Here is a 22191-nt window from a genome sequence, read left to right on the forward strand (position 1 = left end):
TCGAGTAACTCTGACAGTGGTAATTGGTCTGGCAGCAGCGGCGCTCGCCGTACCTGTCCAAGCGCACGCCTCACCCAGCAACTGCCTTGTTCGGTTGCATCGTGACAGCTATCCGATGTACACATCGTCTGCCTGTGGTGCTGGTGATGGCGAATTTAGGTCGATCTCCGTCTGTCGTAGACAGGATGGGACGAAGTACCCGGTGTATGGCAGGTGGTATGCGGTGGGCCTGGGTGTCTCGGAGGCCAAATGCGCGGGGCAGCACTACCTTGTAAGCGGAACCCGCGAATCGCGGTAGCGCCCGTCGGTTCAGGTGATTTTGAAAGATGTGGGCCTCGGTGGCTCACATCTTTCATGTTCGCGAAATCTTAATCCTGTATTTCGGATTTAGCTGCGCGGTGCGTCTTTGCGGGCAAATCGGTTCATAGTGGCGACAATTGTCCCGTAGATAATGGCCACTGTTGCGACCAGTATTGCCGAGCGTCCATCCGGCGGCAGCATCGCAGCAGCTATTGCCGCCGCGCCGACGAACGCGACGTTGAAGAGGACGTCGTAGAGCGAAAAAATCCGGCCGCGGTAGGCGTCGTCCACGGCGGACTGGACGATCGTGTCGGTGGCGATCTTCGCGCCCTGGGTGACGAGGCCCAGGAGGAAGGCCAGCACCAGGACGGGAAGCTGGGCGAAGGTCAGGCCGAGGGCCGGTTCCAGGAGCGCGGCAGTGGCGGCGCAGACGACGATCCAGCGGACGGGGCCGAGCCGCCGCGCTGCCGACGGAGTCACCAGCGCGGCCACGAAGAAGCCCGCGCCGGAGATGCCGACGGCCAGCCCGAGGAGGGCGAGACCGTCGTCGGGGTTCGAGGACCAGGTGTACCGGCAGAGCATCAGCACGGTGACGGTGAGGGCGCCGTAGCAGAACCGCATGAGGGTCATCGAGCCGAGCGCCCAGGCAGCGGCCCGGCGCTGAGGCGCGGCGAGATGCTGAATCCCGGTCGCCAGCCCGCGCGCCGTACCCCGCAGCGCGTCCGCCAACCGGGGCTGGACCGCGCCGAGTTCCGGGCCGAGCAGCTCGACGGCCAGCCGCAGGGACGCCAGTGCCGAGCACAGGTACAGCGCCGCCCCCAGCAGGACCACCGCCGCGTCGGAGTCGGACACCAGGATGCGGACCCCGAAGGCGAGGCCGCCGCCCGCCGTCGCCGCGAGCGTTCCGGCCGTCGGGGAGAGGGAGTTGGCGACGACGAGGCGTTCCGCGTCGACGACCCTGGGCAGCGCGGCGGACAGTCCCGCGAGGACGAAGCGGTTGACGGCGGTGACGCAGAGCGCGGAGGCGTAGAAGAGCCAGTCCGGGACGTCGGCCAGGATCAGCACGGCGGTGACCGAGGCGAGCCCGGCGCGCAGGAGATTGCCGTACAGAAAAACCTGCCGGCGCCGCCAGCGGTCGAGCAGGACGCCCGCGAAGGGGCCGACGAGGGAGTACGGCAGCAGCAGGACCGCCATCGCGGAGGCGATTGCGCCGGGCGAGGTCTGCTTCTCCGGGGAGAAGACGACGTACGTCGCCAGCGCGACCTGGTAGACGCCGTCCGCGCACTGGGAGAGCAGCCGTACGGCGAGCAGGCGGCGGAAGTTCCCCAGGCGCAGCAGGACGCGCAGATCACGGACGACGGACATGGGGACAGCCTCACACAGCCGTACACGGGGAAAGGTCCCCGGATCGGTCGATCCGGGGACCTTTCTGATGAGCCCTGGCAGGAGCGAATTTCGGTGGGTGGCGGACCGTGTTTCACGTGAAACGAAGACGCGATGTTTCACGTGAAACATGGCTCGCCGGGGTGGTGCTTAGCGCTCGACGTCGCCGCGGATGAACTTCTCGACGTTCTCGCGGGCCTCGTCGTCGAAGTACTGGACCGGCGGGGACTTCATGAAGTACGAGGACGCGGAGAGGATCGGGCCGCCGATGCCGCGGTCCTTGGCGATCTTCGCGGCGCGCAGCGCGTCGATGATGACGCCGGCGGAGTTCGGGGAGTCCCAGACCTCCAGCTTGTACTCCAGGTTCAGCGGGACGTCACCGAACGCGCGGCCCTCCAGGCGGACGTACGCCCACTTGCGGTCGTCGAGCCAGGCGACGTAGTCGGAGGGGCCGATGTGGACGTTCTTCTCGCCGAGGTCCCGGTCGGGGATCTGCGAGGTGACGGCCTGCGTCTTGGAGATCTTCTTGGACTCCAGCCGGTCGCGCTCCAGCATGTTCTTGAAGTCCATGTTGCCGCCGACGTTCAGCTGCATCGTGCGGTCCAGGACCACGCCCCGGTCCTCGAACAGCTTCGCCATGACGCGGTGCGTGATGGTCGCGCCGACCTGCGACTTGATGTCGTCACCGACGATCGGGACACCGGCCTCGGTGAACTTGTCCGCCCACTCCTTCGTACCGGCGATGAAGACCGGGAGGGCGTTGACGAAGGCGACCTTGGCGTCGATGGCGCACTGGGCGTAGAACTTCGCCGCTTCCTCGGAACCGACGGGCAGGTAGCAGACGAGGACGTCGACCTGCTTCTTCTTGAGGATCTTGACGACGTCGACCGGCTCGGCGTCGGACTCCTCGATGGTCTCGCGGTAGTACTTGCCGAGACCGTCGAGGGTGTGGCCCCGCCGGACCTTCACACCGGTGCGCGGGACGTCGCAGATCTTGATGGTGTTGTTCTCGGAGGCGCCGATGGCGTCCGCCAGGTCGAGGCCGACCTTCTTGGCGTCCACGTCGAACGCGGCGACGAACTCGATGTCCTTGACGTGGTAGTCACCGAACTGGACATGCATCAGACCGGGGACCTTCGACGCCGGGTCGGCGTCCTTGTAGTACTCGACTCCCTGCACCAGCGACGCGGCGCAGTTGCCCACACCGACGACGGCTACGCGAACCGAACCCATTCCGGTTGCTCCCTGTGTGTTTGAGTGAGGCCCTGGCAGGGGCCTCACGCGGTGGTGTCGCCGGGCGTATCCGGACCGGGGTGCTCCCCGGGCCGGGGCAGGACGCCCGGCGCTCCCTCTGTGGTGTCGCGAGCGGGTTCTCCATGGGCGGGGCTCTTGAGATCCCGGCCCGCCCGCTCGCTCTCGATCAGCTCGTTCAACCAGCGCACTTCGCGCTCCACGGACTCCATCCCGTGGCGCTGGAGTTCGAGCGTGTAGTCGTCGAGGCGCTCCCGGGTGCGCGCGAGCGAGGCGCGCATCTTCTCCAGCCGTTCCTCCAAACGGCTGCGCCGGCCCTCCAGGACGCGCATGCGCACGTCGCGGGAGGTCTGCCCGAAGAACGCGAAGCGAGCCGCGAAGTGCTCGTCCTCGTAGGCGTCGGGCCCGGTCTGTGAGAGGAGTTCCTCGAAGTGTTCCTTGCCCTCCGCCGTCAACCTGTAGACGATCTTGGCGCGGCGTCCCGTGAGCGGGACGGCCGGGGCTTCCTCGGGGGTGTTCCCCGCCTCTTCGATCAACCAGCCGTTCGCGACCAGCGTCTTGAGACAGGGGTAGAGCGTGCCGTAGCTGAAGGCCCGGAACACGCCCAGCGAGGTGTTGAGCCGTTTGCGCAGCTCATAGCCGTGCATCGGGGACTCGCGGAGCAGTCCGAGGACGGCGAATTCGAGGATTCCGGACCGTCGGCTCATCACTCCTCCTTCTTCCCCGCCACGTCTATGCCGCTCCGATGTATCGACTCGATACATCACGACGATAGAACGACCTTCCGGACCCGACAAGAGGGAGATCGGTGAACGGGATCACATCACCGAAACGTTGGAAGCAACTTGCCTGATTTGGGGTGAACTTCGGAGCTCGACGGGTTTTGGCGGTGCGTAGTGTGTGCGCCATGCAGACCACCGGGAGCCATGTGACGCCGGAGGGCGCCACCGCCCCCGCTGCCGTACGGATGAATGCGATACCGGCCGCGTCCGTACATCGGGGGGACCGGAAAAAAGCCGCCGTTGTTTCCAGGCGCCCACGGGTGCGCCTGCCCGAGGAGTAGTCGTTCGATGAGCGAGCACCGTCGCAAACAGTCGCAGCCGCAAGGAGGCGGACGTGCCGCGGCCCGGCGCGGCCAGTCCGGCTCGTCCTCCGGCCGCCGCGCGGCACCGCGGGGCGACACCGGGTCCCCTTCCGACGGCCTGTACCAGTCGGGAGCCGAGGAACGACCGTACGGCGGCCGGGCCGACGCCCGGCGCGCCGCGCAGAGACCTTCCGGAGGAGGCCGCCGCAAGGCACCCGATCCAGGCCCCGGACGGGGCCGGGCCCGTCAGCCGTCCGGCCGCAAGCGCCTGATCGACTACCCGCGTCAGGACAAGTACGGCTGGCAGCGCTGGATGCCGTCATGGAAGCTCGTCACGGGGCTGTGCCTCGGCTTCTTCGGCAGCATGATGGCCGCGGCGAGCGTCGCGTACGCCTTCGTGGGGATCCCGAAGCTCGACGAGACCGCCACAGCGCAGAACAACGTCTACTACTGGAGCGACAAGACCCAGATGGTCGCCACCGGGGGGGAGACGAACCGCCAGATCATCGATCTCCCCGAGATCCCCAAGGCGATGCAGTACGCGGTCATCTCGCAGGAGAACAAGTCCTTCTACACGGACAGCGGCATCGACCCCAAGGGCATCGCCCGCGCCGTCTTCAACATGGCCCGGGGCGGCCAGACCCAGGGTGGCTCCACCATCACCCAGCAGTACGTCAAGAACGCCATGCTCGCCGACCAGTCGCAGACGATCTCCCGCAAGCTCAAGGAGATCTTCGTGTCGATCAAGGTCGGCAACAACGTCTCCAAGGACGAGATCATGGCCGGGTACCTGAACTCGGCCTACTACGGGCGCAACGCCTACGGCATCGAGGCCGCCGCGCACGCGTACTTCGACAAGAAGGCCAGGGACCTCAACCCCGGTGAGTGCGCCTTCCTGGCGGCGATGCTGAAGGGCGCGACGTACTACGACCCGGCGGGCCTGCCGTCCGTCGACCCGAACGCCTCGGCCGAGAAGAACACCATCCGGGCCACGCGCCAGATGCAGGACACCCTGAACAAGATGGTCGAGTACGGCCACCTCGACGCGGCGACCCGGGCGAAGTACACCACGCTCCCCAAGTGGCAGAACCCCCGCTCGAACACCAACCTGAAGGGCCAGACCGGCTACCTGGTCGACCTCGCGAACGCCTACCTGGTGACGAACGAGGAGACGACCGGGATCAGCCAGGACCGGCTCCAGCGCGGTGGCCTCTCCATCTACACGACCTTCGACAAGAAGAAGGTCGACGAGCTGGAGAAGTCGGTCAAGGCGGTCCAGGACGCCAACATCAAGCCCGAGCAGCGTCCGGACACCGACACCCACGTCCAGTTCGGCGGCGCCTCGGTCAACCCGGACTCGGGCGCCATCGAGGCGATCTACGGCGGTGTGGACTCGACCAAGCACTTCACCAACAACGCCGACCAGACCGGTGCCCAGGTCGGTTCGACCTTCAAGCCCTTCGTCCTCGCCGCCGCGATGACCTGGGGCGTGCGCGATCCGAAGCTCGGCACCTCCCAGGCCCAGGACGAGCGCACCATCGTCTCCCCCAAGAGCATGTTCAGCGGCAAGAACAAGCTCAAGATCAAGGAGTACGACGGGAACGTCTGGAAGGACGACAAGGGCAGGGAGTGGCTCCAGACCAACGACGGTGACGTCTCCCTCGGCGATCCGCCGGACTACAAGATCGACCTGCGTGAGGCGATGCGCGAGTCCGTGAACTCCGCCTTCGTGCAGCTCGGCATGGATGTCGGCCTGGACAAGGTGAAGGAGGCCGCGGTCAGCGCGGGCCTGAAGCCGGGCAGCCTGACGGGTACGACCTTCCCGTCGTTCTCCATCGGCATCTCCGACCCCAGCGCGATCCGCATGGCGTCCTCGTACGCCACCTTCGCGGCCAGCGGCAAGCAGCGCGAGCCGTTCTCCGTCACGGAGGCCACGGGCAAGGACGTCAACTTCAAGCACGAGACCGTCACCAAGGACGCCTTCACCAAGAAGGTCGCCGACAACGTCACCGACATCCTCAAGACCGTCGTCGACAAGGGCACCGGTACGGCCGCCCAGCTCACCGGCCGTGACGTGGCGGGCAAGACCGGTACCACCGACGGCAACCGGTCCGCCTGGTTCGTCGGGTACACCCCGCAGCTGTCGACCGCGATCACGATGTTCCGGTACGACGACGACGAGACCAACAAGAACCGTGAGTTCCTGAAGATGTTCGGCACGGGTGGCCAGAAGAAGATCCACGGCGCCTCGTTCCCGGCGGAGATCTGGCACGACTACATGGAGGAGGCCCTCAAGGGCCAGCCGGCGAAGTCGTTCCCGGAGCCGGAGCCGATCGGCGAGGTCCTCAACCCCGAGCCGTCGCCGACCCCGTCGCCCTCGGCCTCCGAGAGCGACGAGCCGAGCTCCTCGCCGAGCCCGTCGCCCAGCCAGAACAGCCCCTCGCCCTCGCCGAGCCCCTCCGACACCTGCGGCGCCTTCGGCTTCGGGTGCGAGAACGGCGGCCAGGACGCGGGCACCACGGAGGGCGGCGACAACGGCGGTGCCGGCGGCTCCAGTCCATCGCCGTCGACGAGCGAGGACCCCGGAGACACGTCCAGAGGCAGCTCGGGCGGCCTCTTCGGCGGTGCGAACTCGGGAGGCACCTCCACCGGATAACGGACCGCTTGCCCGACTCGGGTGTTTCACGTGAAACATCGCGATGTTTCACGTGAAACGGAGCGTGAGGGCCGTCGCACCGGACGAGGTGCGGCGGCCCCCGGTTTTTTCCCAGGCCGGTACGGCAGGATGTGCGCCATGCCCAGTGCAGAATCGACGCCCGCGCACGAGCCGGACCCGGTACGGCCCACCAAGGAAGACCGGATCGCCGAGGCCGGCAGTGAGCTGATCGGCGGACCCATCGGCCGGCGCGCCCTGATCGGGACGTCCTGGTGGACCCCCGTCCGGGTCATCGCCCTCGTGACGATCGGGATGTTCGCCCTCGGGCTGATCCAGAAGGCGCCCTGCTACAACGGCGGCTGGTTTTTCGGCGCCTCCACGCAGTACACCCACGCCTGCTACTCGGACATCCCGCACCTCTACCAGGGACGCGGCTTCGCCGACGGGCTCGTGCCGTACTTCGACCAGTTCGCCGGCGATATGCAGTACCTCGAATACCCGGTGCTGACCGGCGTGTTCATGCAGGTCGCGAGCTGGCTCACTCCGCACAGCGGCACCATCCAGCACCAGGAGCAGTGGTACTGGATGGTCAACGCGGGGATGCTGATGATCTGCGCCGCGGTCATCGCGGTCTGCGTCTCCCGGACGCACGCCCGCCGCCCCTGGGACGGTCTGCTGGTCGCCCTGGCGCCCGCCTTCGTGCTGACCGCCACCATCAACTGGGACCTGCTGGCGGGCGCCCTGACGGCCGCGGCGATGCTGATGTGGGCGCGGGGCCGCTCACTGGCCTTCGGTGTCCTCCTGGGGCTCGCCACGGCCGCCAAGCTGTACCCCGTCTTCCTGCTCGGGCCGCTGTTCCTGCTGTGCTGGCGGGCAGGCAAGTGGCGGGACTTCGGCAAGGGCCTCGGCGGCGCGGCGGTCGCCTGGCTCGTGGTGAACCTGCCGGTGATGCTGTTCGCCTTCGACGGCTGGTCGAAGTTCTACACGTTCAGCCAGGAGCGCGGCGTCGACTTCGGCTCCTTCTGGCTGATCCTGGCCCAGAACTCCTCCGACCCGCTCACCACCGACAGCGTCAACACGCTGGCCACGCTGCTGGTGCTGCTGTGCTTCCTGGGCATCGCGATCCTCACCCTCACTGCCCCCCGCCGCCCGCGCTTCGCGCAGCTCGCGTTCCTGGTGGTGGCCGCGTTCATCGTCACCAACAAGGTCTACTCGCCGCAGTACGTCCTGTGGCTGGTGCCGCTCGCGGCGCTCGCCCGGCCCAAGTGGCGGGACTTCCTCGTCTGGCAGGCCTGCGAGGTGGCGTACTTCCTCGGGATCTGGATGTACCTCGCGTACACGACCAGCGGTGACTCCCACAAGGGGCTGTCGATGGACGGCTACCACTGGGCCATCGCCTTCCACCTGCTGGGCACGCTCTACTTCTGCGGCATGGTCGTCCGCGACATCCTCCTGCCCGAGCGGGACGTCGTGCGCCAGGCCGGGGACGACGACCCGTCCGGCGGGGTGCTGGACGGCGCCGAGGACCGCTTCGTCCTCAGCTCCGTCGGGGCCGCGCTGCGTGGGGACGAGCCGCTCGACGGACCGCAGGTCAGCTGGGGCAAGGAGACCTGACGGGCCGTTCGCTCAGGGCGAACAGCCCTGATGGGGTACGCAGAAGGCCGTACGCGAGGTGTCGCGTACGGCCTTTCTCGTGCGGTCTTGTGCGGCGGGGGCGCTCGTCAGCGGTCGACGAGGCGGTCGAACTGCGTGGTGGTGTGCCGCAGATGGGCCACCAGCTCGTCGCCGACCTTCGGTTCCGGGGCGTCGGAGGGGACGAACAGGATCGACACCTGCATGTGCGGCGGCTCGGCGAACCAGCGCTGCTTGCCGCCCCAGACGAACGGCGACAGGTTGCGGTTCACCGTGGCCAGGCCCGCGCGGGCGACGCCCTTGGCGCGCGGCATGACGCCGTGCAGCGCCTTCGGCGCCTCCAGGCCCACCCCGTGCGACGTACCGCCCGCCACGACCACCAGGAAGCCGTCCGAGGCCGCCTTCTGCTGGCGGTAGCCGAACCGGTCGCCCTTCGCGACGCGCGTGACGTCCAGGACCGAGCCGTGGTACTCCGTGGCGTCGTGGTCCCCCAGCCACAGCCGGGTGCCGATCCGCGCGCGGAAACGGGTCTGCGGGAACTGCTGCTGGAGCCGGCCCAGGTCCTCGGCCTTCAGGTGGCTGACGAACATCGTGTGCAGCGGCAGCCGGGCCGCGCGCAGCCGGTCCATCCAGCCGATGACCTCCTCGACGGCGTCCGAGCCGTCCGTGCGGTCCAGCGGCAGGTGGATCGCGAAGCCCTCCAGACGGACGTTCTCGATCGCGGCGTGCAGCTGCGGCAGGTCCTGCTCGCTGATGCCGTGCCGCTTCATCGAGGACATCACCTCGATGACCACCCGGGCGCCCACCAGGCCGTACACGCCGTCGATCGACGAGACCGAGCGGATCACCCGGTCCGGCAGCGGGACGGGCTCCTCGCCGCGCCGGTAGGGCGTCAGCACCAGCAGGTCACCGCCGAAGAAGTCCTTGATCCGCGCGGCCTCGTACGTCGTACCGACCGCCAGGACGTCCGAGCCGAGGCGGGTCGCCTCCTCCGCGAGGCGCTCGTGCCCGAAGCCGTAGCCGTTGCCCTTGCAGACCGGGACGAGACCCGGGAACTGGTCCTGCACGTGCTTGTGGTGCGCCCGCCAGCGCGCGGTGTCGACGTAGAGGGTGAGCGCCATGGCCGGACCTGGGACCTTTCTCGGGGAGGTGTCAGGAGTGGGGAGGTGTCAGGAGTATCGAAGCACTGAACGCGACGTCAGCGGCGCGACATGTAGATGTCGAGGGCCTTGTGGAGCAGCTTGTTGAGCGGGAAGTCCCACTCGCCGAGGTACTCGGCCGCCTGGCCGCCCGTACCCACCTTGAACTGGATCAGGCCGAAGAGGTGGTCCGTCTCGTCCAGCGAGTCCGAGATGCCGCGCAGGTCGTACACGGTCGCGCCGAGCGCGTACGCGTCCCGCAGCATCCGCCACTGCATCGCGTTCGACGGCCGGAACTCGCGGCCGATGTTGTCCGAGGCGCCGTACGAGTACCAGACGTGCCCCCCGACGATCAGCATCGTCGCCGCCGAGAGGTTCACCCCGTTGTGGCGGGCGAAGTACAGCCGCATGCGGTTGGGGTCCTCGGAGTTGAGGGCCGACCACATGCGCTGGAAGTACGACAGCGGACGCGGCCGGAAGTGGTCGCGCACGGCCGTGATCTCGTACAGCCGCTGCCACTCCTCCAGGTCGTGGTAGCCGCCCTGGACGACCTCGACGCCGGCCTTCTCGGCCTTCTTGATGTTGCGGCGCCACAGCTGGTTGAAGTTCTTGTGGACGTCCTCAAGGGACCGGTTCGCCAGCGGCACCTGGTAGACGTACCGGGGCTGGACGTCGCCGAAGCCCGCGCCGCCGTCCTCGCCCTGCTGCCAGCCCATCCGGCGCAGCTTGTCGGCCACCTCGAAGGCGCGCGGCTCGATGAAGTCGGCCTCGATGTCCCGCAGCCGCTTCACGTCCGGGCTCTGGATGCCCGCCTTGATGGAGCCCGCCTCCCAGCGGCGGATGATCACCGGCGGGCCCATCTTCACCGAGAACGCGCCCTGGTGCTTCAGGTGCGCGAGCATCGGCTCCAGCCACTCGGTCAGGTTCGGCGCGTACCAGTTGATCACCGGGCCCTCGGGCAGGTAGGCCAGGTAGCGCTTGATCTTCGGGAGCTGCCGGTAGAGCACCAGGCCCGCGCCGACCAGCTGACCGGCCTGGTCGAACCAGCCGAGGCTCTCCGAACGCCATTCCGCCTTGACGTCGGCCCATGCCGGTACCTGCATGTGGCTCGCCGCCGGCAGGCTCTGGATGTACGCCAGATGCTGCTCGCGGCTGATCGTCCTCAGGGTCAGGCTCATTCGGGGCGCTCCTCGGGCTGGGGTGTCCCCATGGGTACAGGGGCTCCGGCTCTAGCGCCGAAGCCTACTGCGCCCCGCGAGCGCCTCGACTGGGCGTACGGAACCTGAGTTCGGGCCCGGGTACGGCCGACGCGATCCGTCAGGTGGCGTAGCCGCCCTACGCGTTGCCCGCGCGGGGCGGCTGCGCCCCGGGGGTCACCCCCCGATGACGCCTCCGAAGAGGCCCCCGTGGGCCATGCCGAGGAAGAAGCCGACGGCGGCGGCGCCGAGGCCCAGGATCAGGCCGAACCGCTCACGGGTGGTCTCGGAGACCCACTGCCCGTAGGCGCCGGTGAGGATCCCCGCCAGACCGGTCCAGGAGCTCAGCAGATGCAGGTTGTGGAACATCGCCGTGACGAAGGCCGTCACCCCGAGGACCAGGGTCACCGCGAGCAGCGTGTCCTGGAGGGGGTGGGCCCGGCCGTCGGTGGCGAACAGGGAGCCGGCGGTGTTGGGTCGCAATGCCTGTGCCATGGGGCACCTCCTGCGGAAGGCGGCGCATCGTAGCGCCGTACACACCCGATGTGTACAGATTGACGGTCCGGACGGCCGGATTTCAACCGCAAGCGGGGGTGCGGGTAGTGTGTACCGTCTGCACCGGTGTCTGTCCTGGCCTGTCAGGGACGCCGTTGCGCACGCATCACAACCCTCCTGCCACGGATCGACCGTGGCCGCTGAGTCCAAAGGAGGTGGGTTCCACATGCGTCACTACGAGGTGATGGTCATCCTCGACCCCGATCTGGAGGAGCGCGCTGTCGCCCCCCTGATCGAGAACTTCCTCTCCGTCGTCCGTGAGGGCAACGGCAAGGTCGAGAAGGTCGACACCTGGGGCCGTCGTCGTCTCTCGTACGAGATCAAGAAGAAGCCCGAGGGCATCTACTCGGTCATCGACCTTCAGGCCGAGCCTGCGGTCGTCAAGGAGCTCGACCGCCAGATGAACCTGAACGAGTCGGTCCTCCGGACCAAGGTCCTCCGCCCCGAGACCCACTGAGCTCCGGCTCATTGGTTCCGGGATTCGAGTAGCAGCAACAAGCAGCCAGAGCAGCAAACCCGCCGAGAGGTTCCCCATGGCAGGCGAGACCGTCATCACGGTCGTCGGCAATCTTGTCGACGACCCCGAGCTGCGCTTCACCCCCTCCGGTGCGGCGGTCGCGAAGTTCCGTGTCGCGTCCACTCCCCGCACCTTCGACCGCCAGACCAACGAGTGGAAGGACGGCGAGAGCCTCTTCCTGACCTGCTCGGTCTGGCGCCAGGCGGCGGAGAACGTCGCGGAGTCGCTCCAGCGAGGCATGCGCGTCATGGTGCAGGGCCGGCTGAAGCAGCGGTCCTACGAGGACCGTGAGGGCGTCAAGCGCACGGTCTACGAGCTGGACGTCGAGGAAGTCGGCCCCAGCCTGCGCAACGCCACGGCCAAGGTCACCAAGACCAGCGGTGGCGCCGGCGGCGGTGCCCGGGGCGGCCAGGGCGGTTACGGCGGCGGCCAGGGTGGCGGCGGCTGGGGCGGTGGCTCCGGCGGCGGCCAGCAGGGCGGCGGCGCTCCCGCCGACGACCCGTGGGCGACCGGCGCACCCGCCGGTGGCAACCAGGGCGGCGGCGGTGGCGGCGGCTGGGGTGGAAACTCCGGCGGCGGCCAGGGCGGCGGCTACTCGGACGAGCCCCCCTTCTAGGGCCGGGCTCTCACCCATACTTCTTGATCACACAGGAGAGAAAGCACCATGGCGAAGCCGCCTGTGCGCAAGCCTAAGAAGAAGGTCTGCGCGTTCTGCAAGGACAAGGTCCAGTACGTGGACTACAAGGACACGAACATGCTGCGGAAGTTCATTTCCGACCGCGGCAAGATCCGTGCCCGCCGCGTGACCGGCAACTGCACGCAGCACCAGCGTGACGTCGCCACGGCCGTCAAGAACAGCCGTGAGATGGCGCTGCTGCCGTACACCGCCCAGGCGCGATAAAGGAAGGGTGACCGAAACATGAAGATCATCCTCACCCACGAGGTCTCCGGCCTCGGCGCCGCAGGCGATGTCGTCGACGTCAAGGACGGCTACGCCCGCAACTACCTGATCCCGCGGAACTTCGCGATCCGCTGGACCAAGGGTGGCGAGAAGGACGTCGAGCAGATCCGTCGCGCTCGCAAGATCCACGAGATCCAGACCATCGAGCAGGCCAACAGCGTCAAGGCCCAGCTCGAAGGTGTGAAGGTCCGTCTGGCCGTTCGCTCCGGCGACGCCGGCCGTCTCTTCGGTTCCGTCACCCAGGCCGACGTCGCGTCCGCGATCGAGGCCGCCGGTGGTCCGAAGGTCGACAAGCGCCGTGTCGAGCTGGGCTCGCCCATCAAGACGCTGGGCGCCCACGAGGCCGCCGTGCGCCTGCACCCCGAGGTTGCCGCGAAGGTCAACATCGAGGTCGTCGCAGCCTGACGCTGCGCTCGGCTTGAGCAGACAGGAAAGGGACCGTACCTCTTGAGGTGCGGTCCCTTTTTGTGGTCTCCAGTGGGTGACGTTTCACGTGAAACCAGGCGATGTTTCACGTGAAACGCTCAGCGCGTAGCGCCCGTCACGATCCATCTGCCCGAACGCGTACGTCCCCACAGCGTCAGCATCCGGATCGTCATCATCAGCGTCATCGCTCCCCATACGGCCGTGAGGCCGCCGCCCAGTGTCGGGATCAGGAGGGCGATCGGGGCGAAGACCGCGAGGGTCACCAGCATCGCGCCCGCCAGGTAGGGGCCGTCGCCCGCTCCCATCAGGACGCCGTCCAGGACGAAGACGATGCCGCTGACCGGCTGGGAGAGGGCCACCAGGACGAGGGCGGGAAGGGCGGCGTCCTTCACGACGGAGTCGCTGGTGAACAGGGGGAGGAACAGGGGGCGCGCCAGGACGACGACGATGCCGAGGGCCACCCCTACGGCGATCCCCCACTCCACCATCCGCCGGCAGGCCTGCCGGGCGCCCTCCGCGTCGCCGGCCCCCAGATAGCGGCCGATGATCGCCTGGCCGGCGATCGCGATGGCGTCCAGCGCGAAGGCGAGCAGGCTCCACAGGGACAGCACGATCTGGTGGGCGGCGATGTCCGCGTCCCCGAGGCGCGCGGCGACCGCGGTCGCGATCATCAGCATGGCCCGCAGCGAGAGGGTACGGACCAGCAGGGGCGCCCCCGCCTGCGCGGAGGCCCTGATGCCGGCGGCGTCGGGACGGAGGGAGGCGCCGTGGCGCCGGGCGCCCCGCACGACGACCACGAGGTAGGCCGCGGCCATGCCCCACTGCGCGATGACCGTGCCCCAGGCGGACCCGGCGATACCGAGGCCGGCGCCGTACACGAGCCCGGCGTTGAGGCCCGCGTTGGCGACGAACCCGGCGATCGCGACGTACAGCGGGGTCCGGGTGTCCTGGAGGCCGCGCAGGACGCCGGTCGCGGCGAGGACGATCAGCATGGCCGGGATGCCGAGCGCGGAGATCCGCAGATAGGTCGTCGCGTACGGCGCGGCCGTCGCGGAGGCGCCGAAGAGGTCGACGAGGGCTCGCGCGGAGGGCAGGACGGCGATGATCACGCCGGCGCCGAGGAGCAGCGCGAGCCAGATGCCGTCCATGCCCTGGCGGATCGCGGCGGACAGGTCGCCGGCGCCCGCCCGGCGCGCGACGGCGGCCGTCGTGGCGTAGGCGAGGAAGACGAAGATGCTGACGGCCGTCGTCAGGAGGGCGGAGGCGACGCCGAGTCCGGCGAGCTGCGCCGTGCCGAGGTGGCCCACGATCGCGCTGTCGGCGAGGACGAAGAGGGGTTCGGCGACGAGGGCGCCGAAGGCCGGCACGGCCAGTGCGACGATCTCGCGGTCGTGCCGGCGTCTGGTGGCCTTGGTGGTCGTGGGGGCCGATGTCATGAACACCAATCTAATCGTCCACAGGTAAGTGTCGCAAGCGGCGTGGAGTCCTTACTGATCGTCTCGCTCCGTGTCCTTTCGTGCGCTGTTCGAGGTCATCTTGGGCCGACTGGGGAAGTTTTTCTTCTGCACAGGCGGTGGACGGGGAAAGTGCAGGTCAGATGGGGTGCGTGGAAAAAGTCGAGGGCTTGTTCACAGCACTGTCCACCGACTCGTGCACAGGTTTCGGGGAGTTGTCCACAGCATCGGGGCCGTCGTCCACATGGCCTGTGGATAACCAGATTGGCTGACGGTGCTGAGGGGCCTACCGTGGTCCGGCGCCCGCTCCGACCGTCGGCCGGGGAAACCCCCGCAAAACCGACGCGCGACAACCGGAGTCGGGCCTCTTATTTGTCAGTGCCGTGCCGTAGAAATGAGGGCACGGCGAGGTCCGCTCGGCGGACGGGAGGAGGTCGCTCGGTGAGCATTTCCGAGCCCTTGGACGACCCGTGGGCGGACAGCGGCCCCAGCGATCGTCTCCCCCCGACGCGCCGCCGGGGCGAGGGCGGCGGAGGCGGCCGGGGCGGCCGGGGCCGTGACGACCAGCACGACCGGGGCCGGGAGGACGGCGAGTGGGACGGCGCCGCGGCCTTCGAGCGGGTCCCGCCGCAGGACCTCGACGCCGAGCAGTCCGTCCTCGGCGGCATGCTCCTGTCCAAGGACGCCATCGCCGACGTCGTCGAGATCCTCAAGGGCCACGACTTCTACAAGCCGGCCCACGAGACGATCTACTCGGCGATCCTCGACGTCTACGCCAAGGGCGAGCCCGCCGACCCCATCACGATCGCCGCCGAGCTCACCAAGCGCGGCGAGATCAACAAGGTGGGCGGGGCCTCGTACCTGCACACCCTCGTCCAGACCGTCCCGACCGCGGCGAACGCCGAGTACTACGCCGAGATCGTGCACGAGCGCGCGGTGCTGCGCCGGCTGGTCGAGGCGGGGACGCGGATCACGCAGATGGGGTACGCGGGCGACGACGACGTCGACGAGATCGTCAACCGCGCGCAGGCCGAGATCTACGCCGTCACCGAGCAGCGCACCAGCGAGGACTACCTGCCGCTCGGCGACATCATGGAGGGCGCGCTCGACGAGATCGAGGCGATCGGGTCGCGCAGCGGGGAGATGACCGGTGTGCCGACCGGGTTCACCGACCTCGACTCCCTCACCAACGGACTGCACCCCGGTCAGATGATCGTCATCGCGGCCCGCCCCGCCATGGGCAAGTCGACGCTCGCCCTGGACTTCGCGCGCGCGGCGTCGATCAAGAACAACCTCGCCAGCGTCATCTTCTCCCTCGAAATGGGCCGCAACGAGATCGCGATGCGCCTGCTGTCCGCCGAGGCCCGGGTCGCCCTGCACCACATGCGCTCCGGCACGATGACCGACGAGGACTGGACGCGGCTCGCCCGCCGGATGCCCGAGGTCTCCGCCGCGCCCCTCTACATCGACGACTCGCCGAACCTCTCGATGATGGAGATCCGCGCGAAGTGCCGTCGCCTCAAGCAGCGCAACGACATCAAGCTCGTCATCATCGACTACCTCCAGCTGATGCAGTCCGGCGGCAAGGGGCGCTCCGAGAGCCGTCAGCAGGAGGTCTCCGACATGTCCCGGAACCTCAAGCTCCTCGCCAAGGAGCTGGAAGTCCCGGTCATCGCGCTCTCGCAGCTGAACCGAGGCCCCGAACAGCGCACCGACAAGAAGCCGATGGTCTCCGACCTGCGAGAATCCGGCTCCATCGAGCAGGACGCCGACATGGTCATCCTGCTGCACCGCGAGGACGCCTACGAGAAGGAGTCCCCCCGCGCGGGCGAGGCCGACATCATCGTCGGCAAGCACCGAAACGGCCCGACCGCCACGATCACGGTCGCGTTCCAGGGCCACTACTCCCGCTTCGTGGACATGGCCCAGACCTGACGGGCGCTAGGGCCCTTCTGATGGATCTCCGCGGCGTCGCGACGCCCGGCACGCCCTCTCGCGGCACCGCGCGAAAGCCCCCGTAGCGCCGCTACGAGGACTTCCACGCGGCACCCCGAGAGCACGCACCGAACGCCGCTCCTTCTCCCACGGAGATCCATCAGAAGGGCCCTAGCGCCTCGTCGCGTACCTCGTCAGGATCACGCCGCCGGGGAGCGTCCGGGTCTCCACCAGGTTCAGGTTCACCCAGTCGTCCAGGGCGGTGAAGAACGGGGTGCCGCCGCCCAGCAGGACCGGGGCGGTGGCCAGGACGTACTCGTCGACCAGCCCGGCCCGCACGGCCGCGCCGGCGAGGGTCGCGCCGCCGATCTCCATCGGGCCGCCGTCCTCGGCCCGCAGCCGGGTGATCTCGGCGACCGCGTCGCCGGTGACCAGGCGGGTGTTCCAGTCGACCTTGTCGATGGTCGAGGAGAACACCACCTTCGCCATGTCCCGCCAGCGGCGCGCGTACACGATCTCCGCCGGGGTGGCGTCGGGGTGCTGGTCGGCGGTCGGCCAGTGGGGCCTCATCGTCTGCCACAGCTTGCGCCCGTACAGCGTCAGCTCGGTCTGCTGCAACTGCTCGGTCCAGAACTGGAACAGCTCGTCGCTCGGCACGCTCCAGCCGATGTCGTCGCCGGGCGCGGCGATGTAGCCGTCCAGGGACACGTTCATGCCGTAGATCAGTTTCCGCATGGCGCAAGCCTCCCGTGAGTCGGTCTCACGCGTACGGACCGGCGCGGTGCGGGAAACTCATCGCTGAGGTCCCGCACCGCTGGAGACCGGGGTCAGTAGTCCCAGACGGCCGGTACGAAACGGAAGGCGTTCCCCGCGGTCGCCACGCGGCAGACGGACGGGAACGGCAGGTGGGAGGCGACCAGTTGGCCGCCGGTCGCGGACAGCTCGGTCAGGAGGCCGGTCCGGACGCGGGCCGAGAGCTCGGGGTCGTGGTCGAAGCCGTTGTGCCAGTCCGGTTTGTCGAACCCGCACTGGAACACGGCGTCCCCGGCGAACGTCAGCCGCTCGCCGCCGGACTCCAGGCGCACGACGCTGTGGCCGGGGGTGTGCCCGCCGGTCCGGCGGATCAGGACGCCCGGAGCCACCTCGTACTCCGTTTCGAACGGCCGCAACTGGCCCCGGTACACCTCCAGGAACCGCGACGCGGTCGTGCGGAGCACGTCCGGGACCGGGGTCGGCATGACCGTGCGGGAGAAGTCCGGCGCCGCCCAGAACTCGGCCTCGGCGGACGCGAGATGGACCCGCAGGTCCGTACGGAGCCGGCCGCGCAGGCCCTCGACGAGGAGTCCGCCGATGTGGTCCATGTGCAGGTGGGTGAGGACGACGTCGGTCACGGACGCGGGGTCGATGCCGGCGGCGTCCAGGCGCGTCGCCAGCTGGCCGGCGCGCGGGAAGCCCGGGAACTCCGTCCCGAGCCCGGAGTCGACGAGGATCGTCCGGCCGCCGCTGCGCACGACGGCCACGTTCAGCGGCCAGTCGATCACCTCGGGGGACAGGAACATGTCGCTGAGCCAGGCCGACAGATCGGCGGCGGTGGCGTTGGTGGCGAGCGTCTCGGGGGAGATCGGCAGCACGCCGTCGCTGATCATCAGGACGTCGATGTCGCCGACCTTCAGCGCGTAGCGCGACGGGACTAACTCGTCGTACTTCGGCGCGGCGGGGCGTGCTGTGTCTGTCCGGCTCATGGTGTTCTCCTCTGTGAGGTGCTGGCTCAGCTATGACCGGGGACCCTCCCGGTCTGTGACAGCCGGCGGGGAAATGGATTCGACGCGGTCCCGGCGGGCGGGTGGACTGGGCGCATGACGACACCTCAGGAAGAGCTGCTCCCGAGTACGCGCCGCGCGCTGCTGCACCGGATCGCCGTCGCCCAGGCGGAGGGGCGGGCGCCGTCGCTCGTCGCCGCCGTGGTGCGGGGCGGGCGGATCGTGTGGGAAGGGTCCCGGACCTCGGTGGACGGGCACGGGCCGGACGGGGACGTGCAGTACCGGATCGGGTCGATCACCAAGACGTTCACGGCCGTCCTCGTGATGCGGCTGCGCGACGAGGGGCTGATCGACCTCGGGGACCCGCTGGAGAAGCACCTCGCCGGGACCGGGGTGGGGGAGGTGACCGTCGCCGAACTGCTCGCGCACACCGGCGGGCTCGCGGCGGAGTCGCCGGGCCCCTGGTGGGAGCGGACGCCTGGGGCGCTGCGGCCCGAACTCGCCGACGTGCTGGGCGAGCGGCCCACCCCGCACCCGGGCGGGCGCCGCTTCCACTACTCCAACCCCGGCTACACCCTCCTCGGCGCCCTAGTCGAGGAGGTGCGCGGGGCCCCGTGGGAGGAGGTACTCCGGCGTGAAGTGCTCGAACCCCTGGACCTCACCCGCACGGGCGCTCGCCCCGAGATGCCGTACGCCGGTGGCTGGGCGGTGCATCCCTGGGCCGACGCGATGCTCCCCGAGCCCGTGGAGGACCTCGGCCGGATGGCCCCGGCGGGACAGCTCTGGTCGACGACACGGGACCTGGCGAGGTTCGCCGTGTTCCTGACGGACGGCGACGACAGGGTCCTGAGCGCCGCGACGGTACGCGAGATGCGGGCCCCCGCCGCGCCGTCCGAGGCCGAGGACCTCGCCGTCGGCGCCGGGTACGGGCTCGGGCTCCAGGTCCAGCACCAGGACGGCCGCGCCCTCGTGGGGCACTCCGGCTCCCTGCCGGGGTTCCTCGCCAACCTGACGATCGCCGTGGCCGACGACGTCGCCGCGGTCGCCCTCGCCAACTGCACCTCAGGGCCCCTGCTGGCCTCTCTGGGCGCCGATCTCGTCCGGATCGTCGCCGAGGCCGAACCCCGTATCCCCGAGCCCTGGAAGCCCCTCACGGCCGTCGATCCGGGCACGCTGGAGCTGGTCGGCCAGTGGTACTGGGGGACCCACGCGTTCGGGCTGCGCTGGACCGCGGACGGCCTGCTGTCTCTGGAGCCCCTGAGGCGCGCCGGTCGGCACTCCCGCTTCGAGCCCGCCGCCGACGGCACCTGGACCGGCCTGGAGGGCTACTACGCCGGTGAACGCCTGACCCCGGTGCGCCACCCGGACGGCTCGCTGAGCCACCTGGACCTCGGCTCGTTCGTGTTCACACGGCAGCCGTACGACGACGACGCGGCGGTGCCGGGCGGGGTGGACCCGGAGGGGTGGAGGGGGATCGGCTGAGGCGTGTTTCACGTGAAACATGCGCTGAGGTGCGTTTCACGTGAAACGTGAGGCGCGATGTGTTTCACGTGAAACGTGGAGGGCGGCGTGTTTCACGTGAAACGTCTACAGCACCCGCTTGAACCCCACATGCGACGCCTCGAACCCCAGCCGCTGGTAGAACCGGTGCGCGTCGACCCGGCTCGCGTCCGACGTCAGCTGCACCAACTGGCAGCCCGCCCGCCGTGACTCCTCCACCGCCCACTCGATGAACCGCGTCCCCAGCCCGCCGCCCCGCTCGTCGGCCCGTATCCGCACCGCCTCGATGATCGACCGCGTGCTGCCCTTCCGGGAGAGCCCCGGAACGATCGTGAGCTGGAGCGTCCCGACGACCTCGCCGCCGCGTACGGCGACGACGAGGCGCTGGTTCGGGTCCTTGTCGAGCCGTTCGAAGGCGGCGCGATACGGCGTGAGGTCGTCGGGCGATTCCCGTTGCGCGCCCAGCGGATCGTCCGCGAGGAGGGCGACGATCGCGGACAGGTCGTCGGGCTCGGCGCCGCGGATGGCCAGGTCGGCCGTCTCAAGATCTTCCATGGCCGGAAGCCTAAGCGCGTCGGGTCACGCGGAGGCCGACGCCCGCTCGACGACCTGGACGAACGGGGCCAGCTTCGGGTCGAGGGCCGCCGTGTCGAGCGCCTCGCGCAGGGCCCGGTCGTTGGTCGGCCGGGCCTCGTCCAGCAGTTTCCGGCCCGCCTCGGTGACGTTCGTGTAGATGCCCCGGCGGTCGGTGGGGCAGAGGTAGCGCTCCAGGAGGCCGCGGTCCTCCAGGCGGGTGACGAGGCGGGTCGTGGCGCTCTGGCTGAGGACGACCGCGTCGGCGACCTGCTTCATCTGGAGGTGGCCGCCGTCGCCGTCGTGCTGGCGGCTGAGCACGTTCAGCAGGGAGTACTCGCGCACGCTCAGGTCGTGCCCTGCCTGGAGGGCGCGTTCGATGTGGCCCTCGATCCTGCCGTGCAGCAGCGAGAGGGCGCACCAGCCCTGGGCGAGGTCGGTGAGCGCGGGGTCCGTCGCGGGCATGGGCGTCCTCCTCCGTCCGGGAGCGGCTGGGAACCAGGATAGGCCAGCCCCGCGATAGTCGGCGCTTGCATATAGCCCGCGTCTGCAATTAATGTCGATGGAGGTAAAGCGCTTCTGCAATCGATCGGGAAGGTGTCACCCTCCATGCCTCTGGCGCTCCTGGCTCTCGCGATCGGGGCCTTCGGCATCGGCACGACCGAGTTCGTGATCATGGGACTGCTCCCCGAGGTCGCCGCCGACTACGGGGTCTCCATCCCCACCGCGGGCTACCTCGTGACCGGCTACGCCCTCGGCGTGATGATCGGCGCCCCGCTGATGACCGCGCTCGGCACGAAGATCTCGCGCAAGCGGATGCTGATGCTGCTGATGGGGCTGTTCATCGCGGGCAACGTGCTCTCCGCCGTGGCCCCCGTCTTCTCCGTGATGCTGATCGGCCGCGTCGTCGCCTCCCTCGCGCACGGCGCCTTCTTCGGCATCGGCGCGGTCGTCGCGGCCGACCTGGTCGCCCCGGACAAGAAGGCCGGCGCCATCGCGATGATGTTCACCGGCCTGACCGTCGCCAACGTCGTCGGCGTCCCCCTCGGCACGCTCGTCGGGCAGCACGTCAGCTGGCGCGTCACCTTCGCCCTCGTCGCCGCGCTGGGCGTGGTCGGCCTCGCCGGGGTCGCCCGGCTCGTCCCCGACCTGCCCAGGCCGCAGGGGGTGCGGCTGCGGCACGAACTCGCCGTGTTCCGGAACGCCCAGGTCCTGCTGGCCATGGCGATGACCGTCCTCGGCTTCGGCGGCGTCTTCGCGGCGATCACCTACGTCGCCCCGATGGCCACCCACGTCACCGGCTTCGCCGACAGCTCGGTCACCTGGCTCCTGGTCCTCTTCGGCCTCGGCATGGTCGCGGGCAACCTCGTCGGCGGCCGGTACGCCGACCGCGCGCTCATGCCGATGCTGTACGTCTCCCTGGGCGCCCTGGCGGTCGTCCTGGCCCTCTTCACCCTCACCGCCCACCACAAGGCGCTCGCGGCCGTCACGATCGCCCTGATCGGCGCCCTGGGCTTCGCGACCGTGCCGCCGCTCCAGAAGCGCGTCCTGGACCAGGCCCACGGCGCCCCGACGCTCGCCTCGGCCGTCAACATCGGCGCCTTCAACCTCGGCAACGCGCTCGCGGCCTGGCTCGGCGGCCTCGTCATCGACGCGGGCCACGGCTACACCTCGCCGAACTGGGTCGGCGCCGCCCTCGCCGGGTCCGCGCTCCTGCTCGCGGTCCTGTCGGCGGCGCTGGAACGCCGTGCGGGCAGCCCGAGTGCGGTGGTCGCCGGCTCCGGGGTCACGGCGCGTCAGGAGACCGTCGTCCAGCGCTGAACCACCGATGCCGGTCCCCCTGTTGTCAGAGGGACCGGCATCGGCGTA

Annotated in this window: 20 protein-coding genes; 9 read left to right on the top strand and 11 right to left on the bottom strand. The window is 69.3% G+C overall.

The features are described 5' to 3' along the window. Positions 1-387: 387 nt before the first annotated feature. From PV682_RS31460 to PV682_RS31470, 3 genes are all read right to left on the bottom strand, one after another. Complete coding sequence (locus PV682_RS31460) at positions 388-1665, bottom strand: MFS transporter (RefSeq protein ID WP_319735164.1); 1278 nt, start codon at positions 1663-1665, stop codon at positions 388-390. Positions 1666-1833: 168 nt separating this feature from the next. After that, positions 1834-2916 (bottom strand): inositol-3-phosphate synthase, encoded by a 1083-nt coding sequence (locus PV682_RS31465; protein WP_319735165.1) that lies wholly within the window; start codon positions 2914-2916, stop codon positions 1834-1836. Positions 2917-2960: 44 nt separating this feature from the next. Further along, positions 2961-3641, bottom strand: coding sequence for a PadR family transcriptional regulator (locus PV682_RS31470; RefSeq protein WP_055719660.1), 681 nt, complete (start codon positions 3639-3641; stop codon positions 2961-2963). A 363-nt stretch (positions 3642-4004) separates the two neighbouring features. Here PV682_RS31470 and PV682_RS31475 point away from each other — a divergent pair, with 363 nt between their 5' ends. Both PV682_RS31475 and PV682_RS31480 read left to right on the top strand, forming a co-directional pair. After that, positions 4005-6674 carry a transglycosylase domain-containing protein gene (locus tag PV682_RS31475; RefSeq protein WP_319735166.1) on the top strand — a complete coding sequence of 890 codons (2670 nt, stop codon included), beginning with the start codon at positions 4005-4007 and terminating at the stop codon, positions 6672-6674. Positions 6675-6812: 138 nt separating this feature from the next. Beyond that, the gene (locus tag PV682_RS31480; protein WP_319735167.1) at positions 6813-8288 is read left to right on the top strand and encodes a glycosyltransferase family 87 protein; all 1476 of its coding nucleotides are present in this window, start codon (positions 6813-6815) and stop codon (positions 8286-8288) included. Between the two features lie 107 nt (positions 8289-8395). Here the strand turns inward: PV682_RS31480 and PV682_RS31485 are convergent, their stop codons facing one another. The 3 genes from PV682_RS31485 to PV682_RS31495 all read right to left on the bottom strand — a co-directional run bounded on the left by PV682_RS31485 (position 8396) and on the right by PV682_RS31495 (position 11136). Then, on the bottom strand, positions 8396-9427 hold the full coding sequence (locus PV682_RS31485; RefSeq protein ID WP_055719658.1) for an alanine racemase: 1032 nt from the start codon (positions 9425-9427) through the stop codon (positions 8396-8398). A gap of 77 nt (positions 9428-9504) precedes the next feature. Further along, the gene (locus tag PV682_RS31490; protein ID WP_319735168.1) at positions 9505-10623 is read right to left on the bottom strand and encodes a lipid II:glycine glycyltransferase FemX; all 1119 of its coding nucleotides are present in this window, start codon (positions 10621-10623) and stop codon (positions 9505-9507) included. 195 nt (positions 10624-10818) lie between these two features. Beyond that, positions 10819-11136 carry a hypothetical protein gene (locus tag PV682_RS31495; protein ID WP_055719656.1) on the bottom strand — a complete coding sequence of 106 codons (318 nt, stop codon included), beginning with the start codon at positions 11134-11136 and terminating at the stop codon, positions 10819-10821. Between the two features lie 226 nt (positions 11137-11362). Here PV682_RS31495 and rpsF point away from each other — a divergent pair, with 226 nt between their 5' ends. The 4 genes from rpsF (at position 11363) to rplI (ending at position 13079) form a co-directional block, all read left to right on the top strand. Further along, entirely contained in the window at positions 11363-11653 is a 291-nt protein-coding gene (rpsF, locus tag PV682_RS31500) for a 30S ribosomal protein S6 (RefSeq protein ID WP_005482942.1), read from the top strand. A gap of 76 nt (positions 11654-11729) precedes the next feature. Further along, positions 11730-12329, top strand: coding sequence for a single-stranded DNA-binding protein (locus PV682_RS31505; RefSeq protein ID WP_055719655.1), 600 nt, complete (start codon positions 11730-11732; stop codon positions 12327-12329). Positions 12330-12377: 48 nt separating this feature from the next. Next, the gene (rpsR, locus tag PV682_RS31510) at positions 12378-12614 is read left to right on the top strand and encodes a 30S ribosomal protein S18 (protein ID WP_010354088.1); all 237 of its coding nucleotides are present in this window, start codon (positions 12378-12380) and stop codon (positions 12612-12614) included. An 18-nt stretch (positions 12615-12632) separates the two neighbouring features. Further along, complete coding sequence (gene rplI / locus PV682_RS31515) at positions 12633-13079, top strand: 50S ribosomal protein L9 (protein ID WP_055719654.1); 447 nt, start codon at positions 12633-12635, stop codon at positions 13077-13079. Between the two features lie 119 nt (positions 13080-13198). Here rplI and PV682_RS31520 read toward each other — a convergent pair whose 3' ends face one another. After that, positions 13199-14536, bottom strand: coding sequence for an MATE family efflux transporter (locus tag PV682_RS31520; RefSeq protein ID WP_319735169.1), 1338 nt, complete (start codon positions 14534-14536; stop codon positions 13199-13201). A 459-nt stretch (positions 14537-14995) separates the two neighbouring features. Between PV682_RS31520 and dnaB the strand changes: the two genes are divergently transcribed. After that, a complete protein-coding gene (gene dnaB / locus PV682_RS31525; protein ID WP_319735170.1) occupies positions 14996-16489 on the top strand; it encodes a replicative DNA helicase in 1494 nt (497 codons plus the stop codon). A gap of 171 nt (positions 16490-16660) precedes the next feature. On the opposite strand, the gene PV682_RS31530 is transcribed toward dnaB, so the two are convergent. Continuing rightward, entirely contained in the window at positions 16661-17224 is a 564-nt protein-coding gene (locus tag PV682_RS31530) for a dihydrofolate reductase family protein (RefSeq protein WP_319735171.1), read from the bottom strand. A 92-nt stretch (positions 17225-17316) separates the two neighbouring features. Then, positions 17317-18231, bottom strand: a complete 915-nt coding sequence (locus tag PV682_RS31535; RefSeq protein ID WP_319735172.1) for an MBL fold metallo-hydrolase — start codon at positions 18229-18231, stop codon at positions 17317-17319. Positions 18232-18345: 114 nt separating this feature from the next. Here PV682_RS31535 and PV682_RS31540 point away from each other — a divergent pair, with 114 nt between their 5' ends. Next, positions 18346-19731 carry a serine hydrolase domain-containing protein gene (locus tag PV682_RS31540; protein WP_319735173.1) on the top strand — a complete coding sequence of 462 codons (1386 nt, stop codon included), beginning with the start codon at positions 18346-18348 and terminating at the stop codon, positions 19729-19731. A 105-nt stretch (positions 19732-19836) separates the two neighbouring features. On the opposite strand, the gene PV682_RS31545 is transcribed toward PV682_RS31540, so the two are convergent. Together PV682_RS31545 and PV682_RS31550 are read right to left on the bottom strand one after the other, a co-directional pair. Then, positions 19837-20304 carry a GNAT family N-acetyltransferase gene (locus PV682_RS31545; RefSeq protein WP_319735174.1) on the bottom strand — a complete coding sequence of 156 codons (468 nt, stop codon included), beginning with the start codon at positions 20302-20304 and terminating at the stop codon, positions 19837-19839. A gap of 24 nt (positions 20305-20328) precedes the next feature. Next, a complete protein-coding gene (locus PV682_RS31550; protein WP_319735175.1) occupies positions 20329-20787 on the bottom strand; it encodes a MarR family winged helix-turn-helix transcriptional regulator in 459 nt (152 codons plus the stop codon). A 144-nt stretch (positions 20788-20931) separates the two neighbouring features. On the opposite strand from PV682_RS31550, the gene PV682_RS31555 reads away from it, so the two are divergent. Continuing rightward, positions 20932-22143: an MFS transporter gene (locus tag PV682_RS31555; protein WP_319735176.1), complete on the top strand. Its 1212-nt coding sequence runs from the start codon at positions 20932-20934 to the stop codon at positions 22141-22143. Positions 22144-22191: the final 48 nt, after the last annotated feature.

Source organism: Streptomyces niveiscabiei (assembly GCF_033794345.1).
In the GTDB taxonomy this organism is placed as follows: Bacteria; Actinomycetota; Actinomycetes; order Streptomycetales; family Streptomycetaceae; genus Streptomyces; species Streptomyces niveiscabiei.

Excerpts from the sequence above, each read along its gene's own strand:
- PV682_RS31475 (WP_319735166.1), top strand. The coding sequence starts at position 4,005 with ATGAGCGAGCACCGTCGCAAACAGTCGCAGCCGCAAGGAGGCGGACGT.
- PV682_RS31490 (WP_319735168.1), bottom strand. The coding sequence starts at position 10,623 with ATGAGCCTGACCCTGAGGACGATCAGCCGCGAGCAGCATCTGGCGTAC.
- PV682_RS31480 (WP_319735167.1), top strand. The coding sequence starts at position 6,813 with ATGCCCAGTGCAGAATCGACGCCCGCGCACGAGCCGGACCCGGTACGG.
- PV682_RS31460 (WP_319735164.1), bottom strand. The coding sequence starts at position 1,665 with ATGTCCGTCGTCCGTGATCTGCGCGTCCTGCTGCGCCTGGGGAACTTC.
- PV682_RS31550 (WP_319735175.1), bottom strand. The coding sequence starts at position 20,787 with ATGCCCGCGACGGACCCCGCGCTCACCGACCTCGCCCAGGGCTGGTGC.
- rpsR (WP_010354088.1), top strand. The coding sequence starts at position 12,378 with ATGGCGAAGCCGCCTGTGCGCAAGCCTAAGAAGAAGGTCTGCGCGTTC.
- PV682_RS31485 (WP_055719658.1), bottom strand. The coding sequence starts at position 9,427 with ATGGCGCTCACCCTCTACGTCGACACCGCGCGCTGGCGGGCGCACCAC.
- PV682_RS31495 (WP_055719656.1), bottom strand. The coding sequence starts at position 11,136 with ATGGCACAGGCATTGCGACCCAACACCGCCGGCTCCCTGTTCGCCACC.
- PV682_RS31505 (WP_055719655.1), top strand. The coding sequence starts at position 11,730 with ATGGCAGGCGAGACCGTCATCACGGTCGTCGGCAATCTTGTCGACGAC.
- PV682_RS31545 (WP_319735174.1), bottom strand. The coding sequence starts at position 20,304 with ATGGAAGATCTTGAGACGGCCGACCTGGCCATCCGCGGCGCCGAGCCC.
- rpsF (WP_005482942.1), top strand. The coding sequence starts at position 11,363 with ATGCGTCACTACGAGGTGATGGTCATCCTCGACCCCGATCTGGAGGAG.
- PV682_RS31470 (WP_055719660.1), bottom strand. The coding sequence starts at position 3,641 with ATGAGCCGACGGTCCGGAATCCTCGAATTCGCCGTCCTCGGACTGCTC.
- PV682_RS31555 (WP_319735176.1), top strand. The coding sequence starts at position 20,932 with ATGCCTCTGGCGCTCCTGGCTCTCGCGATCGGGGCCTTCGGCATCGGC.
- rplI (WP_055719654.1), top strand. The coding sequence starts at position 12,633 with ATGAAGATCATCCTCACCCACGAGGTCTCCGGCCTCGGCGCCGCAGGC.
- PV682_RS31530 (WP_319735171.1), bottom strand. The coding sequence starts at position 17,224 with ATGCGGAAACTGATCTACGGCATGAACGTGTCCCTGGACGGCTACATC.
- PV682_RS31465 (WP_319735165.1), bottom strand. The coding sequence starts at position 2,916 with ATGGGTTCGGTTCGCGTAGCCGTCGTCGGTGTGGGCAACTGCGCCGCG.
- PV682_RS31540 (WP_319735173.1), top strand. The coding sequence starts at position 18,346 with ATGACGACACCTCAGGAAGAGCTGCTCCCGAGTACGCGCCGCGCGCTG.
- PV682_RS31520 (WP_319735169.1), bottom strand. The coding sequence starts at position 14,536 with ATGACATCGGCCCCCACGACCACCAAGGCCACCAGACGCCGGCACGAC.
- PV682_RS31535 (WP_319735172.1), bottom strand. The coding sequence starts at position 18,231 with ATGAGCCGGACAGACACAGCACGCCCCGCCGCGCCGAAGTACGACGAG.